General features: G+C 60.0%; 13 protein-coding genes. 11 read left to right on the top strand and 2 right to left on the bottom strand.

Annotation, left to right across the window (positions count from 1 at the left end):
• The first annotated feature begins 1 nt into the window (after position 1).
• From ACODSO_RS17255 to ACODSO_RS17235, 5 genes are all read left to right on the top strand, one after another.
• On the top strand, positions 2-970 hold the full coding sequence (locus ACODSO_RS17255; RefSeq protein ID WP_489037996.1) for an alpha/beta hydrolase: 969 nt from the start codon (positions 2-4) through the stop codon (positions 968-970).
• A 64-nt stretch (positions 971-1,034) separates the two neighbouring features.
• Positions 1,035-2,513 (top strand): aldehyde dehydrogenase, encoded by a 1,479-nt coding sequence (locus ACODSO_RS17250; RefSeq protein WP_489037994.1) that lies wholly within the window; start codon positions 1,035-1,037, stop codon positions 2,511-2,513.
• On the top strand, positions 2,510-3,637 hold the full coding sequence (locus tag ACODSO_RS17245; protein ID WP_489037993.1) for an NAD(P)-dependent alcohol dehydrogenase: 1,128 nt from the start codon (positions 2,510-2,512) through the stop codon (positions 3,635-3,637). Before ACODSO_RS17250 ends, ACODSO_RS17245 begins: the two co-directional genes overlap by 4 nt.
• Positions 3,638-3,653: 16 nt before the next feature.
• The gene (locus ACODSO_RS17240; RefSeq protein WP_489037992.1) at positions 3,654-4,619 is read left to right on the top strand and encodes a zinc-binding dehydrogenase; all 966 of its coding nucleotides are present in this window, start codon (positions 3,654-3,656) and stop codon (positions 4,617-4,619) included.
• Positions 4,620-4,676: 57 nt separating this feature from the next.
• Positions 4,677-5,342 (top strand): TetR/AcrR family transcriptional regulator, encoded by a 666-nt coding sequence (locus ACODSO_RS17235; protein WP_489037991.1) that lies wholly within the window; start codon positions 4,677-4,679, stop codon positions 5,340-5,342.
• Between the two features lie 98 nt (positions 5,343-5,440).
• On the opposite strand, the gene ACODSO_RS17230 is transcribed toward ACODSO_RS17235, so the two are convergent.
• Positions 5,441-5,710 (bottom strand): hypothetical protein, encoded by a 270-nt coding sequence (locus ACODSO_RS17230; RefSeq protein WP_489037990.1) that lies wholly within the window; start codon positions 5,708-5,710, stop codon positions 5,441-5,443.
• A gap of 248 nt (positions 5,711-5,958) precedes the next feature.
• Positions 5,959-6,891 (bottom strand): LysR family transcriptional regulator, encoded by a 933-nt coding sequence (locus tag ACODSO_RS17225; RefSeq protein WP_489037989.1) that lies wholly within the window; start codon positions 6,889-6,891, stop codon positions 5,959-5,961.
• A 402-nt stretch (positions 6,892-7,293) separates the two neighbouring features.
• Here ACODSO_RS17225 and ACODSO_RS17220 point away from each other — a divergent pair, with 402 nt between their 5' ends.
• The 6 genes from ACODSO_RS17220 to ACODSO_RS17195 all read left to right on the top strand — a co-directional run bounded on the left by ACODSO_RS17220 (position 7,294) and on the right by ACODSO_RS17195 (position 15,733).
• Positions 7,294-8,667, top strand: a complete 1,374-nt coding sequence (locus tag ACODSO_RS17220; RefSeq protein ID WP_489037988.1) for an APC family permease — start codon at positions 7,294-7,296, stop codon at positions 8,665-8,667.
• Between the two features lie 294 nt (positions 8,668-8,961).
• On the top strand, positions 8,962-9,768 hold the full coding sequence (locus ACODSO_RS17215; RefSeq protein ID WP_489037987.1) for an SDR family NAD(P)-dependent oxidoreductase: 807 nt from the start codon (positions 8,962-8,964) through the stop codon (positions 9,766-9,768).
• 117 nt (positions 9,769-9,885) lie between these two features.
• Complete coding sequence (locus ACODSO_RS17210) at positions 9,886-11,040, top strand: ATP-NAD kinase family protein (protein ID WP_489037986.1); 1,155 nt, start codon at positions 9,886-9,888, stop codon at positions 11,038-11,040.
• Positions 11,041-11,075: 35 nt separating this feature from the next.
• Entirely contained in the window at positions 11,076-12,479 is a 1,404-nt protein-coding gene (gene gcvPA / locus ACODSO_RS17205) for an aminomethyl-transferring glycine dehydrogenase subunit GcvPA (RefSeq protein ID WP_489037985.1), read from the top strand.
• A complete protein-coding gene (gcvPB, locus tag ACODSO_RS17200; RefSeq protein ID WP_489037984.1) occupies positions 12,476-14,059 on the top strand; it encodes an aminomethyl-transferring glycine dehydrogenase subunit GcvPB in 1,584 nt (527 codons plus the stop codon). Before gcvPA ends, gcvPB begins: the two co-directional genes overlap by 4 nt.
• A 21-nt stretch (positions 14,060-14,080) precedes the next feature.
• The gene (locus ACODSO_RS17195; protein WP_489037983.1) at positions 14,081-15,733 is read left to right on the top strand and encodes an AMP-binding protein; all 1,653 of its coding nucleotides are present in this window, start codon (positions 14,081-14,083) and stop codon (positions 15,731-15,733) included.
• Positions 15,734-16,021 lie beyond the last annotated feature (288 nt).

Raw genomic sequence — 16,021 nt, 5'->3', positions numbered from 1 at the left:
GATGACTATCAATGATCCGACGACTATCGATGGCACTCGCACTTCGCTCGATCCCGATGCCAGCGCAATAGCGGACCAACTGGCCGCCGTCATTCCCGGAGGACTGTCGAGCCTCGGAGTTGCCGGGGTCCGAGAATTCGGCCGACAGAGCGACGCGCAGACTCCACCGCCCCCCGATGTTCACAGCGTTTCCGACCACCAGGTCGGGGGCCCCCACGGAGACATCCCTGTTCGGGCGTACCACCCCTCATCCCACCAGCCGACTCCGGTGCTCATCTACATACACGGAGGAGGATGGACCTTCGGAACCATCGACGGTGGCGTCGATCATCTGTGCCGAAGCATCGTTGCGGCAAGCGGAATCACCGTAGTGTCCATCGACTACCGCCTCGCACCTGAACACAAGTTTCCCGTCCCAGTCGACGAAGCTTCCGCTGTGCTCGCCTGGCTTCGCGCCGATGCCACGACCCTCGAGATCGATCCGTCTCGCATCGCGATCGGCGGCGACAGCGCGGGAGGCAACATCTCGGCCACCGTCACCCATCTCGACCGCGGCGCCGAGCCACCGTTGGCCGCGCAAATATTGCTTTATCCTGCAACCGAATACGCGGTCGAGAGGGCATCGTGGGTCGAGAATGCAGAGGCCCCGGTACTGACAGCTCGCGACACGGTGTGGTTCTGGGATCAGTACCTGAGCGACGAATCGGATCGGACCGACCCTCGAGCTACGCCGGCGAACGCGAAGGTGTTCACCGACCTTCCGCCCGCACTGGTCGTTGTCGCTGGTCACGATCCGCTACGGGACGACGGGCTGCACTATGCCGAACTCCTCGAAAGCGCGGGCAACGCTGTGCAAGTCGAGCGAATGAATGGAGCCTTCCACGGCTTCATGACCATGCCAGGGTTGCAGGCCCAGGCGCACGGCGTCGACGCGGTCACGAGGTTCTTGAACAGCACGTTGTGGGAATGAACGATCGATTCACTCACCCGTTCGCTCGACCTTCCGGCCCATGAACCATCTCAGGAGGAACTTCATGACTGCAACCGAACCTGCAGGGTTCTACATCGACGGGCGCTGGTCCGATCCGACGACGCAGCAACGAATCGAGGTGATCGAGGCCAGCACCGGGCGCTCGATCGACAGTGTTCCCGAAGCTGCCGAAGCGGACGTCGACCTCGCGGTCGGTGCTGCACGACGCGCGTTCGACGAGGGCGAATGGTCAACCTGGAGTCCACAGGCCCGATCCAAAGCGATACACAGTCTCGCAGACGCGCTCGATGAACGCGCTGCAGCCACCGCGCACGCGGTCAGCACTCAGAACGGGATGCCGATCTCGATTTCCTCCGCCACAGAATCCGTCATACCCGCAACCCTGCTGCGCTATTACGCCGAGCTCGCCACCCAGTTGCCGAGCGAGGAACACCGGGCCGGGTTTGCCGGAGGAACAACGATTGTTCGGAAGGAACCAATTGGCGTCGTGGCCGCCATCGCGCCGTGGAACTTTCCGCAGACCCTGACGTTCTTCAAACTGGCTCCTCTCCTGGCTGCGGGATGCACCGTCGTGGTCAAACCTTCGCCGGAAACCGTCCTCGATTCCTACATTCTCGCCGAGGCAATCGCCGCTTCGGACATTCCTGACGGTGTAATCAACATCATCACCGGAGGCCGGGAGATCGGCGCGTACCTGGTCGCCCACCCGGGTATCGACAAGGTGGCCTTCACTGGTTCCACAGCCGCAGGACGTGCGATCGGAGAAGTGTGCGGTCGGCTCATCCGACGGGCGACACTCGAACTCGGAGGCAAGTCAGCGTCGATCATCCTCGACGACGCCGACCTGCCCTCACTCCTCGAACAGTTCTTCGCCGCAACACTGATGAACAATGGTCAGACGTGCTACCTGGGCACCCGGGTGCTCGCACCTCGTAGCCGCTACAGCGAAACCGTCGACATCCTGACCGACTTCGCTCGCTCACTCACCGTGGGCAATGCCCTCGATTCCGCGACGCAGATCGGCCCGTTGGCCACGGCGAATCAGCAACAACGCGTGCGGGGCTACATTGCGAAGGGTGTGGCAGACGGTGGCCGAGTCACTACCGGGGGGAGGCGGCCGGTTGATCACGGCGATGGATGGTTCGTGGAGCCAACCATTTTCGCCGACGTAGACAATTCCCACACCATCGCGCGAGAAGAGATCTTCGGTCCCGTTCTCGCTGTCATTCCATACAGCAACGTCGACGAGGCCATCGCCATCGCCAACGACTCCGACTTCGGTCTTGGGGGCACGGTGTGGACGAGCGATGAGCAGCGTGGCCTCGATGTCGCCCGCCGCGTCGACACCGGCAGCATCGGCGTCAACAACTACGCGCTCGACTTCGGATCACCGTTCGGCGGCGTCAAGGCCAGCGGCCTCGGCCGGGAACTCGGCCCGGAAGGTCTTGCCTCCTATCAGAAGACGAAATCGATCTATCTGACATCCAACACGCCAGAATCGATAGACAGGGCCACACGATGAAGATCGAAGCAGCCGTTCTGCGAAGCGAAGATTCACCGTTCGTCATCGAAACACTCGATCTCGCCGAGCCTGCAGCACATCAAGTGCTCGTTCGAATCGTCGGCGTCGGACACTGCCACACCGACGTCCTGCCCCGGGCCGTTGCTGGTTTCGGTACGCCGCCGATCGTGCTCGGGCATGAGGGGGCCGGTGTAGTTGAGGCGGTCGGCTCCGCAGTGACCACGCCCGAGGTGGGTGACCATGTGGTGTTGAGCTTCGATTCGTGCGGTACGTGCCCGAATTGCATCGACGCGCACCCCGCCTACTGCCAGACCTTCCTGGCTCGAAACCTCGGTGGTTATGCGCTGGACGGGACTACGCCGCTTACCGACGCTGCAGGCGGCCCTGTCGCAGGCCGATGGTTCGGCCAGTCCTCGTTCGCATCGCACACAGTAGTGGAAGCGCGCAACGTCGTTGTGGTGGACAAAGCTCTGCCGCTGGAATTGCTCGGCCCCCTCGGATGTGGAGTGCAGACTGGTGCGGGTGCGGTTCTCGAGGTCCTGAAAGTGCGACCAGGCGAGGGCATCGTCGTGGTAGGGGCGGGTGCAGTCGGTCTGTCCGCGATCATGGCAGCGAGGGTGGCAGGTGCGTCGCCGATCATCGCAGTCGATCTGAACACGAAACGACTCGATCTCGCCCGTGAACTCGGTGCGACCGAGACGATCGTCGCCGGGACCGGAGATCTCACCGCGCAAATCAGGGACGTCGTACCCGATGGGGTCAAGTACGGCCTGGACACCACCGGTATGCCCACAGTCATCTCCGCGACGCTCGACGCGATAGCGCTACGCGGCACCTTGGCTCTGGTCGGCGTTCAGCAAGGCGATCTAGCCGTTGCACCGCTTGCTCTGACTGCCGGTCGAACTATCACCGGCATCCTCGAAGGCGACGCCAACCCGCACACCTTCATCCCCACACTCATAGCACTGTGGAAAGCAGGGCTCTTTCCCTTCGATCGTCTGATCACCACCTTTCCTCTCTCCGAGATCAATACAGCAGAAGAGCAGGCTCTCGCTGGGAGCATTGTCAAACCAGTCCTGCTCGTCGAGGTTCGACCGGATTCACCTCACCGGGGTAAGTCATGATCGGAAGAAGGACATCATGAAGGCCTACCAATTCGAATCTCCCGACACCGGCCTGACCTTGGTCGACATCGCAGAACCGGTAGCGGGGCCCGGCCAAGTGCTTCTCGATGTCGAAGCCGCGGGTATGTGTCAATCCGACGTACATATCGTCAACGGGCATGGCGACGCATGGCTGCGCAAGCGACCCATCGTGCTCGGCCACGAAGTCGCCGGAACGATCTCCGACGTCGGACCCGGCGTAGACGATTTTGCGGTCGGCGACCGCGTCGTAGTCGCACTAATCTCGCATCCGGTCGAGCAAGCCGACTTCGCGGATGCGATCGGACTCGGCTTCGACGGCGGTTACGCCATCAAAGTTGCGGTGCCACAACTCAATCTGATTCGTATTCCGGATTCGGTGCCGATGACACTCGCCGCAGTGGCGACCGACTCGACTGCAACCGCGTACCACGCAGTTGCAGTCGAAGCCGAAGCTGCACCTGGCATGAACATCGTCATCGTCGGCTTGGGCGGACTTGGACTCAACGGTGTCCGGATCGCCGCTCTGCGGGGCGCGACCGTCTACGGCGTCGATATCGATGACACCGTCTTCGGAACAGCCGAGAGCCAGGGGGCCGAAGCCTGCTACTCCAGCGTTGCCGATGTTCCCGGGGTGGTCGACGTAGTGGTCGACTTCGCCGGTATGGGCACCACCACAGCCCAGGCGGTCGAGTTGGTGAAGCCCGGCGGGCGCGTGGTGGTCGTCGGACTCGGCTCACCCGAAGCGACGATTCCAACCCATCTGTTGGTGACCAAGAACGTTCAGATCAGAGGTTCCATCGGCAGCAGCTTGGACGAGCTGAGAGAGGTGCTGGGTTTGATCGCAGATGGATCGCTTTCGCCAGTCGTCGAGGAGTTTCCGTTCCAGGAGCTCCCCGCGGCCCTTCGCAGATTGGAGGCCGGCAAGGTGCGTGGTCGATTGGTCACTCGGCCCGGAGTGTGACTCGCACCTGTGATCCTGAATTTCGACTGGACCGATACCGCAGATAGAATCGACGGCATGTCCACCAGTTCGGTCCGGTCCAGTAGCAATCGTTCGGGATTGCTCGGTGACCGCCTGAGCCCGAGCAAAGGTGAACGGCAGCGCCAAGCAATCCTCGATGGACTGACTTCGCTGCTGGCGACTCGTCCGATCAGTGATCTCACCATCGGTGAGATTGCAGCTGAGGCCAGGGTGAACAGGTCCGGCTACTACTTCTATTTCGAATCGAAGTACACCGCGCTAGCGGTGATGACATCGGACATCTGGACCGAACTGATGGACAAAGCACAGGCGTTCGTACGATCGGACACCGAATCCATCGAGGACTACCTCGCCCGTACCGCCGGCACCGCAGTCGACACGTGGCACGCTCACGACGCGGTCCTCGTTGCTTCCATTCAGGCCATACCGCTCGACGAGCAGATTGCAGCAATGTGGAAGTCGTGGAATGAACGACTCGCCGATATTCTGAGCGCGCAGGTCGTCAAGGACCGAGCCGCGGGCCTCGCGCACCCTGTCGCCTCAGATGTCCCCGCGTTGATCACTGCACTGCTCGAAATGACCATGCACCTGTTCTACCAAGATCGCTTGAACAGCTGCGCACCAGAGGACACACGCAGAATGCTCGAAAACGTAAATGCCATATGGCTCGCCTCTGCATGGGGAATCGTCCCTTCGGCCTGACGCGCGCGATTCACAACCGGTCGGTCGCAGGGTGGGCAACCTGTGCGACGACGAGTCATGCGAGTTCCACGGCGTCATGTTCTGCGCGGCCCTTGCGCCTACCGCCGGTCACCGTCTTCGCTCCTTTCAGCCTCGCCGCTGTCCAGATAGCCCAGGACGCGGTCCAGCTGGCGCTGCGAAACAAGCGGGCCGATCTGAGAGTCAGGGGCGAGACTGTCGCCGACGACCGCTGACACCGGAATGGTGGTCCCTTCTATCTTCGTCGGCCAGCCGGCGAAGTAGCGGAACCAATCGACGGCGAGAGGGATATCGACAGCGCGTGCGTAGGTTGCGGGTTTGCCGCTGTCGAGATCGCATCGTGCACTCAACTGGTCAACCACGGCGAGCTGGAGGTCTCACGGAGTCCCGAGGATGTTGTTTTCATCAACCTGCAGATCGACGGCCACTGTCTGACCGAGCAGGACGGTCGTCGATGCGCCGAGTGCGAGGTGACCTCCAACTGCTCGATCTCGACCGGGCAACCCTGGTCTCGAATCCACTCGGCGCGTTTACCACGTGATGAAGATGCCGAGTGGTCAGCTCCGCGGTCGAGCTCGATGTAGGTAGGAACCACCCATCATTCGGCGCTACCGCTCTCTATTCGCGTTACGAGGTCGCGGCGCTCGTCGCGGACCTTTCTCGAGACGGCGATGAATGCCTGGACCAGGGGAGTCGGTTGTCCGCGCCATCCGACGCAGAGCGTCGATCCCGGCACTTCGCCGAGCACTCGGTACACCAGCGACGCCCGGTGTGCGAATCGGTCCGTGCTCGGCACAGAAACCGACAAAGTAACGCCGGCCGCTACGTTGTCCAGTTCTTCGTCCATTGTTGCGGTGTCCCTGCTGATGCGGGGCAAACGGTCGTCGTCGATCCCGAGATCACGCAGTGTCCAAAACGCGCGCCAACGTGCGTCGTCGGTACGCGGCGCCGAAATCACCTGATCCTGCAAATCGGATAAACGCACCGATTCCTGTGCAGCAAGAGGGTGTGAGCTCGTCATCCCTATTGCGAGCGGTTCGGTGAACAACACCTCGGTGTTCAAGTTGGTCAGATCGATGGGTAACCGCAAGAACGCCACGTCGGTCTCTCCGGACCGCAGACCACAGGAGGGATCTGTCAGGTCGTAGCTTTCGATCCGAGGGCTGACGGACGGGTGCCGACTCCTGAACTCCGAGATGATCAACGGGGTCAGTTCCAGTGCTGACGCGGCGAAAAACCCGATGCGTAGTACACCTGACATTTTGGAGTGCGCTCGGTGCGCGTCTGCCACACCTGCGTCCAGAACTACCAGGGCCTCACGCGCTGAACGGAGGAAGGCCTTGCCGGCGTCCGTCAGCTCGACGGCTCGCGTTGTCCTGTTGAGTAGCGGTACGCCTACATCGTGTTCGAGTTCGGTGATGCTGCGACTCAAACCCTGCTGCGAAACGTAGAGAGTCTCTGCTGCACGGGTGAAGTGAAGGGTCTCTGCCACCGCCACGAAGTGCCGTAAACGACGAGTATGAACATCCATCGAACTCGCTTTCGGTCTGTGCAGCTGCGACGCAATTCATCATGGACCGCCCACCGCCGATTCACAACAGATCGGCGTAAATTGGAGCGAGAATTCTGTTTCCCTCGCCGCTGCGTCCTGCGGCACACTCACATCGAATGTGACGCGCATCTCTGCGGGTCTATCGATTCGATTGTGAAGGAGCGTCATCTTTCGCCTACGACGGGAAGGCGCTGCGTTCGGGACCACGCACGTCCAACGCGTGTGCGGTGCTCGACGACTGAATCGATTGGACCCCAATCATCATCTCGCACTCGCCCGATCGGCGAGAATGACCACCACGTCAGGTAGGCAGCTATGTCTCAACAATCGTCCTCCACATCTTCTGGCTCAGTCGTCGGTGTCGATACCAGCACCGACCACGTGCCTATCGGCAGGGGCATCGGCGTCCGAGGTGTCGTATTCCTGGTCGCTGCCGGTGCTGCCCCGCTTGCCGCCGCAGTAGCGGTGTTTCCAGTTGTGGTCAGTGCCAGCGAAAGCCCTGTGTCGCCCCTGTTCTTCATTGTCGCGGCGCTGGCTTTGGCTGTGTTCGCCGTCGGCTTCACGAGAATGGCCCATGAAGTCACAGACGCCAACGCATTCTACGACTTCATTCGTGCAGGCCTGGGCCACGTCTTCGGCCGGGGGGCGGCCACACTGGCGCTGGTGTCGTATGCGCTGCTGTTCGTCGCGCTCGTAGGATATCTGGGCGCTTCGACAGCAAGTGCCGTCGAGTACTTCGCCGGTGCCGTGATTCCGTGGTGGGCGTGGAGCACGTTGTGGCTGTTCATCACTGGTGTGTTGGCATACCGCGACATCGCGTTGAGTACCAAGGTTCTCGGCGTTTCGCTTGTGCTCGAAGTCGCGATCATGCTGGTGCTCGATTTCGTCATGGTGTTCCGTGGCGGGCCCGAGGGATTTACCACATCGCCCCTGAACCCACTCCATTTCAACGAAGGCACGCCGTCGCTCGGCCTGATGTTCGCCTTCTTCGGTTTCGTGGGCTTCGAGGCCACCGTCATTTTCCGGAGCGAGGCGCGCAATCCGCACCGAACAATTCCCCGAGCGACCTACGTGTCCATCATCGCCATCGGATTGTTCTACGCATTCAGTCTTTTTGCTGTCGCGATAGGTACCGGCCCCAACAGTCTCGTCGCGAAAGCAACCGAGTCCCCGCAGACCCTGATCACCGAACTTGCATGGACGTTCCTAGGGGTCTTCGGGCAGGACGCCGTTCAGATTCTTGTCTTGATAAGTCTGTTCGGCTGCTTCTTGACTTTCCACAACGTGCTCGCTCGGTTCACATTCAACTTCGGCGCGGCAGGTTTGCTTCCCTCAGCGTTGGGTCGAGCCCATCCCCGCCATCACGCACCGTCGCGAGCATCTCTGGTTGTCACCATGTACTGCTTGCTCGCTATTGCAGGGTCCGTCGGGCTGGGGTTGGACCCTGTACTCGATCTCTACACGTGGTTCTCCGGCGCAGCGACTCTGGGAATCATCGTGTTGATGGCTTTGACCTCGTTGGCGGTCATAGTGTTCTTCCGTGGACACGAACGAGGATCATGGCTGACGACGTTCCTTGCGCCCACTGTGTCGCTGGTGGCGTTCGGGGGACTCGTATTCTTGGTAGTCAAGAATTTTCCGTTGCTGGTCGGCGGCTACGGCGTGGCAGTGGCATTGATCGCGGTGCTGGCCATCGCATTCGTCGGTGGAGCAGCAAGCGCGCTGTTGGGCAGGTCTGCGGCGAGAAATCTGTAGTGGCCAGTTACTCGGCTTGCTGAAGCCACAACGGCACGCAGAAATCTGGGCATGCAACGTCAATCCGATCACATCAATCCACAACAAAAGTGCGTGAATCAGGATGGACTCGTTGTTTCTCTCGTCGCAAGAACTCCGACAGAATCAGAGCTACAACGGATGTGATGCGGACTCCGCAAGGGTGTCGCATCTGATGAACCAATACGGCAACCTCCGAGACTTCGTTGCGCGGTTGCACGCCATCTTCTGCTCACCGAATTGGCGAGTGGCATCGTTCTACAGAAAGAAAACACCATGACCGGCCAGTTGGAGAACAGAAATATCGTCATCACCGGAGTCGCCGATCGTCGAGGCATCGGTTTCGGGAGCGCCCGGGTGCTGGCGCAAAAGGGTGCACTGCTGACGCTGGTGGACATCTCCGAGCAGGTCCACGAGCGCCGAGATGATCTCGAGCGCGAGGGGTTCGATGTCCGGTCCAACACTGTAGATCTGACGAATCATGTGGATGTTGTCGCCTTGATCGACCAGGTCGTGAAAGAAGCCGGCGTCATCGACGGCTTGGTGAATCTTGCCGGGATTGCAGCTAGGGCAAAGAAGGGTGACGATGTCGACTTCGATGTGCCGATACTTGCCACGACCTCGATAGAGTCATGGGAGCGAACCCTTGCCATCAATCTCACCACTCAATTCAATTGTGTACGTGCTGTTTTGCCGCACATGATCGAAAAGAGATACGGCAGAATCGTCAACTTCTCCTCGGTGACCGGGCCTGTCGGCGCTATCGCGGGCCTGGGCGCCTACGCAGCAGCCAAAGCAGGTGTTGTCGGACTCACCAAGTCGATCGCACTGGAGAATGGCCAGTTCGGAATCACAGCGAATGCGATCGCGCCCGGATACGTCAACACCGCAGCGTTGACTCCCGGAATGCGCACCGGCGGCGAAAACACCCCGCTTGGGCGAAGCGGGGAACCTCGCGAAATCGGTGCTCTTGTTGGCTTTCTCGCATCTGAAGAGTCTTCGTACGTCACCGGTCAACTGATCACCGTCGATGGCGGAAACATGATCCAAGAATACAAAGGGCCTGGTGAACTGGTCCTTTGAGTGACCGCCTGCCAGCACCGACCCACTCCATGGGATCGGCAACTATTGTCTTCACCGCGCTCCGATTCGCACCGTAGCAATCGATCGCGTTGTGCGGCTTTCCGATAGGAGATCGACGTGCAAGTAGTCTGCGCAGGTGATGAGGACGCGACACCGCCCACACTGGGCCTGATCATCAACCCGGTGGCAGGGATGGGCGGCACCGTGGGTCTCAAGGGTACCGACGGAGCCGACATACTCCGCGAAGCACAATTCCGTGGCGCCCGGCCGGCCGCGCAAGCTCGAGCCAGCCTGGCCTTGGCGCAACTCGCCGCGACCGCAGTAGCCTTCCGGCTTGTCACCGGTCCTGCCGAAATGGGTGAAGATGCAGCGCGCGCAGCAGGTCTGACGCCGGAAGTAGTGTACGAACTGCGGGCTGACTGCTCAACCGCTGCCGACACTCGCGCAACCGCGGCCATCATGACCGCTCTCCGGGTTGACCTGATCCTCTTCGTCGGTGGCGATGGCACTGCACGGGATGTGTTTTCGTCAGTCGGCGATCGACTACCCGTGATCGGAGTGCCTGCCGGTGTGAAGATGCACTCGGCAGTGTTCGGCACGAACCCTGCGAATGCCGGCCGACTGGCTGGACTGCACTTGACCCGAAATCCTGCGGCCAGGCTACGCGAGGCAGAGATCATGGACCTCGACGAGGCGGCGATTCGCAACGACAGAGTGTCCGCGCGCCTCTACGGTTATGCGCGCAGCCCTTTCGAGCGTCATCTCGTCCAGAACGCGAAGTCTGGCTCGCGGCCTGGGAGCGAGCAAGATATGGATGCTGCGGCTCACCAGCTGGTACGAGAGATGCGGCCCGAGTGTCTGTATGTTCTTGGCCCGGGAACGACTACACAACGCATTGCCTGTGCGTTGAATCTGCACTCGACCCTCTTGGGCGTCGATGCCATTCTCGACCGAAAGCTGATCGGAACCGACGTCGATGAAAGTACGCTACTTCGATTGATGAGTGGCCGAGAGAGTCGAATAGTCGTCGGCGTTCTCGGCGGCCAAGGCAGCCTGTTCGGGCGCGGCAACCAGCAAATCAGCCCGACAGTAATTCGCAATGCTGGGCCCGAGAATATTGTCGTTCTTTCCTCTATCGAGAAATTGATTGCGCTGGGCGGTGAGCCGCTCCGTGTCGACACCGGCGACGTCGAATTGGACGAGAGGCTTGCCGGTCATATCAAGGTTCGGACGGGCGAAGATCGCAGCGTCATTTACAAGGTCGCTTCATGAAATTAGGCAATGAGATGAGACATAAGGTGGTATCGATGATCAACTCCACAGCACATCCGTACATGGCGAATTCCGTGCCCGAGCTTCAACAGGAGATGCTCGAGGCGATAGGCGTTGCCACCATCGAGGAGCTCTTTCAACAAATACCCACCGACCATCGCACGACTCGGAAACTCGATCTGCCGCCGGCGCTCGGTGAAGCTGAACTGCGACGGCATATCGTGAACATCCTCGCGAAGAACCGAACGTGCGAGCAAAACTTGAACTTCCTTGGGGCAGGACTGTGGCAACACCACGTGCCCGCGGCGTGCGACGAGGTGGTTCGCCGAAACGAATGGCTTACCTCGGTCTTCGGCGAGCCCAGCTCGGATCACGGCCGCAATCAAGCATGGTTCGAGTTCTGTAGCCAACTGGGTGAGCTGCTCGAACTCGATCTGGTGGGGCTACCTGTCCGGAGTTGGGGTTCCGCTGCGGGCCATGCCCTGCGAATGGCTGCCCGGATTACTCGACGCGCTGAAGTCGCGGTTGTCCGTGCGATCGATCCAGAGCGGTTGTCCGTCATCCGCAATTACTGTGAACCGACGGAGATGGAGAGCCACATCGGAGTCCGGTTGGTCGACTACGATCCTGCCAGCGGATTGATCGACCTGGACGATCTCCGGGCAGCAGTCGGTGAGCAGACTGCGGCGGTCTATTTCGAGACGCCATCCTATCTCGGCGTAATCGAGCAGCAAGGGGCCGAGATCGCGGCTATTGCGCGTGCCGCGGGCGCGGAGACGATCGTCGGTGTCGATCCCATTTCACTGGGCGTTCTTTCATCTCCAGTGGACTTCGGCGCGGACATCGTTGTCGGAACAATTCAGCCGCTTGGCATTCACATGCACACTGGCGGAGGAGTCGGTGGTTTCATCGCCTCACGCGACGAGGATCGCTACGCTCATCAGTACCCCACTTTGTTCATCAGCATTGCCGAAACGATCAAAACGGGGGAGTACGGATTCGGTCTGAGTCTCTTCGAGCAATCCTCCTATGGTTTGCGAGACAAAGGAAACGACTGGACCGGTCATTCGGTGTACATGTGGGCCATCGCTGCCACCACGTACATGGCGTTGATGGGTCCCCAAGGGTTCGAGGACATCGGGGGGACGATCCTGCAGCGCTCGCACTATGCGGCACAGTTGTTGTCCGAGATCGAAGGGATACGTGTCGCCTTCCCATCGGGATTCTTCAAAGAGTTCGTCGTCAACTTCGATAACACGGGCAAGACCGTCGACGAGATCAACGCTGCATTGTTGGACAGTGGGATCTTCGGTGGGAAAAATCTGACATCGGAGTTCCCCGAGTTAGGTGCCAGCGCACTCTATTGCGTCACAGAAATTCGAACGAAAGCTGATATCGATCGCCTGGTGGGCGCTCTCGGAAAGGTGATTGCGCAATGAGTACTAGGGTCAACGAAATTCAGGCCCCGGTTTGGAACGAACCGGTCATCATGGAAATGGGTTACCCCGGCCGTCGGGGTGCGGTGATCGCGCCGGCCGAGGAAGGCATCGAAGCACGGGTTGGCGCCGTGGTCGACTTGATCCCCACTGCCGTCCGCCGACGCGACCGTCCGGCGTTGCCCGAGATGTCCGAGCCCGAGGTCCTGTATCACTACCTGCGCTTGTCACAGCAGACGTTGGGAATGATGGGTGTCAGCCTGTTCGGAACATGCACGATGAAATACAACCCGCAGGTCAACGAGGCACTTGCCTGGCGGCCGGAAGTCACCGAGGTACATCCGCTGCAGCATGAGGACACGCTCCAGGGAACACTGGAACTTGTGCACGGGATGGATCTCATCCTGCGTGAGCTCTCAGGCATGGACCAGTTCGTTTTTCAAGCTGGAGGAGGTGCGGAAGCGGCTTTCGTCAACGCCTCGGTCACTCGTGCCTACCATGCCTCTCGGGGTGAGCTGGAACAGCGAAACGAAATCATCACAACCATCCAAACTCACCCCTGCAACGCCGCGACGGCTGCCGCCGCAGGCTTCAAGGTGATTACGTTGATGCTCGACGAGAACGGCTACCCGTCCCTTGATGCGCTGACGGCTGCTGTGTCGAATCGGACCGCCGCCTTGATGGTCGGCAATCCCGATGACATGGGCGTCTACAACCCGGAGATGAAGGAGTGGGTGGAGATCGTCCACGAAGCCGGCGGCCTTTGTTTCTACGACAGCGCCAATTTCAATGGAACAATGTCGAAGATTCGACCCCGCGAAATTGGTTTCGATGCATGTATGTTCATGCTTCACAAAACTTTTGGCGCACCCAAGAGCGGCGTCGGAGGCCCCGCCACCGGCGCCTACGGGTGTTCGGCTGAGCTCGCCCCGTTCCTGCCCGCCCCGCTTGTCACCTTCGACGGTGAGCGCTACCACCTCGATGACGACCGCCCGAACAGTGTCGGCAAGATACGCGAATTCTGGGGCAACGTGCCTGTGATTCTCAAAGCGTACGCATGGGTGCGAGCAATGGGCGCCGAGGGGATAGCCCAAGCGTCCGACATCTCCGTCTTGGGGAACAACTACATGGAGAAGGGGCTACTCGCAATCCGAGGGGTGACTCGATCGCACCCAGAGAGTACGAGCCCCCGCCTCGAAATGACGCGTTACAGCATGCAGACTCTGAAAGAAGACACCGGTGTCGACGTGCACGACGTGCAAAACCGTATGACTGACTTCGGAATCGACGCGATGTGGACCAGCCACGAACCGTGGCTTATACCTGAGCCTTTCACGCCCGAGGCCGGCGAGATGTATGGAAAAGAGTCCTTGGATCGATGGATTGCAGTACTCGCCCAAATTTCGGATGAAGCTTATTCGAATCCTGAAATCGTGAAATCGTCACCACATAACCACGCAATCCATCGATTGAAGCCGGGCGTCACCGACGACCCCAGTACGCGCGCGATGACCTGGCGCGCCTTTCAGCGAACGCCCGCACGGACCCAGTCGAAGCAGATTCAGTCGATGGCAATCGACTGAACACGCTGACTTGCAACGATAATGACCTCACCGCTTCGTATGGAAGGAGCCTTCGTGACAGGACTGGACACGCCGATAACGCCTCTGAAATTTCTCGAGCGCTCGGCCCAGGTACATCCCAACAAGACCGCGATCGTCGACGGCAAGCGGCGCATATCGTATTCCGACCTCGCGTCCATAGTGACACGTCTTGCGCATGGTCTGCGCGGGTCAGGAGTCGGACCCGGTGACCGAGTTGCCTATCTGGCAACCAATTCGGCCGAATTGCTGGCGGCACACTATGCAGTTCCGCTTATCGGCGGCGTACTGGTCGCAATCAACACACGACTGTCGCCACCGGAAATCGAGTACATATGCAACCATTCCGAGGCTGTTCTTCTCCTCGGTGAAGTCGACTTGCTCGAACAACTGCAGAATACGTCCCTGCTGACAGTGCGGGAGAAAGTTCAACTGCCGCAGCAGGACGGTGGTTACGTGGACACCGAGCAGTCTCACATCACCTATGCAGCACTCATGGAACGCGGGGCCGAAGAGCCTTTGCCGTGGGAGGTCGACGACGAGACCCGAACGATCTCGATCAACTACACGTCGGGTACCACCGGTCGTCCGAAAGGAGTGATGTACACCCATCGCGGCGCGTACCTCAATTCTCTCAGTCAGATTCACCATCAGCACTTCGACACCGACACCAAATACCTGTGGACTTTGCCGATGTTCCATTGCAATGGCTGGTGCGGGCCTTGGGCGGTCACTGCCGCATCTGGAACTCACGTATGTATCCGTGCGGTTCGCGGTGACGCGATGTGGTCACTCATCGACAGCGAGAAGATCGACCACATGAGTGGTGCACCGACTGTTCTCACGACGCTCGCCACTGCCGAAGCGGCGCATCCACTCGACCGCAGCCTGACTATCACTACCGCAGGAGCTCCACCCAGCCCGACCACCATCCGGGCAGTCAGAGCACTCGGAGCCGAGATAGTGCACGTGTACGGCCTGACCGAGACGTACGGCCCGTGTGCAGTCTGCGAACCCCAGGCAGAGTGGTCCGCGCTCGATGAGGACACACTGGCGAGGCTGCTGGCGCGTCAGGGAGTGGGAATGCTCGCCTCCGGCCCAGTGCGGGTGGTCCGCGCTGGACGCGGTCCGCATGGCGAACTCATCGACGTCGCCAGCGACGGTATCGAGATGGGCGAGATCGTGATGCGCGGAAACATCGTAATGAAAGGGTATTTCGGCGATGACGGGGCCACCGCAGAGGCCTTTTCCGGGGGCTGGTTCCACTCTGGTGACCTGGGAGTCATGCACCCGGATAGCTATATACAGCTCATGGACCGCGCGAAAGACATCGTCATTTCCGGCGGCGAGAACATCTCTACGATCGAAGTCGAGCAGGTTCTCATGTCCCACCCGTCGGTGTTGGACGTCGCCGTGATCGGCGTCCCGGACACGAAATGGGGAGAGCGACCCAAAGCGTTCGTGGTTCTCAGAACAGATTCCACAATCTCGGATTCCGATCTGACGCAGTACGTACGAGACCACATTGCAGCCTTCAAAGCGCCACGAGAGATTGTATTTTTAATTGAGTTACCGAAGACCTCGACCGGGAAGACTCGCAAGAACGAGTTGCGCGACCGCGAATGGCGTGGAGAGCGAGAGCGGATCCGAGGCTGATGCTTTCCACCCAATCCATCTACCCATACAGAGGACTGCGAATCGGTGGGTCCGACGACCGACCGTTACAGAATCCACTCGCTAATCGCTCAGCGAGCACACCAATCTCGAAAGGACGCGGACATGACAGAAGATGCAGTTCGTCGGGTACTCGCAGCGATCGAGGTCTCACGCGAAAGGATTGTCGACGACGTGAAACGATTGGTCGAGGTCCCCAGTGTGAATCCGAACTATTGGTTGGGTCCCCAGGTAGAAGTCCAGTGTCTGTGTGAGTTTCGTGTCCGAGAA

The organism is Rhodococcus sp. FG69 (assembly GCF_057808915.1).
This window is presented reverse-complemented; position numbering and strand designations above follow the sequence as displayed.

What these genes read in the sequence shown, in the direction of transcription:
- ACODSO_RS17255 (WP_489037996.1), top strand. Translation starts at nt 2, where the DNA reads ATGACTATCAATGATCCGACGACTATCGATGGCACTCGCACTTCGCTC.
- ACODSO_RS17250 (WP_489037994.1), top strand. Translation starts at nt 1,035, where the DNA reads ATGACTGCAACCGAACCTGCAGGGTTCTACATCGACGGGCGCTGGTCC.
- ACODSO_RS17245 (WP_489037993.1), top strand. Translation starts at nt 2,510, where the DNA reads ATGAAGATCGAAGCAGCCGTTCTGCGAAGCGAAGATTCACCGTTCGTC.
- ACODSO_RS17240 (WP_489037992.1), top strand. Translation starts at nt 3,654, where the DNA reads ATGAAGGCCTACCAATTCGAATCTCCCGACACCGGCCTGACCTTGGTC.
- ACODSO_RS17235 (WP_489037991.1), top strand. Translation starts at nt 4,677, where the DNA reads ATGTCCACCAGTTCGGTCCGGTCCAGTAGCAATCGTTCGGGATTGCTC.
- ACODSO_RS17225 (WP_489037989.1), bottom strand. Translation starts at nt 6,891, where the DNA reads ATGGATGTTCATACTCGTCGTTTACGGCACTTCGTGGCGGTGGCAGAG.
- ACODSO_RS17215 (WP_489037987.1), top strand. Translation starts at nt 8,962, where the DNA reads ATGACCGGCCAGTTGGAGAACAGAAATATCGTCATCACCGGAGTCGCC.
- gcvPA (WP_489037985.1), top strand. Translation starts at nt 11,076, where the DNA reads ATGATCAACTCCACAGCACATCCGTACATGGCGAATTCCGTGCCCGAG.
- gcvPB (WP_489037984.1), top strand. Translation starts at nt 12,476, where the DNA reads ATGAGTACTAGGGTCAACGAAATTCAGGCCCCGGTTTGGAACGAACCG.
- ACODSO_RS17195 (WP_489037983.1), top strand. Translation starts at nt 14,081, where the DNA reads ATGACCTCACCGCTTCGTATGGAAGGAGCCTTCGTGACAGGACTGGAC.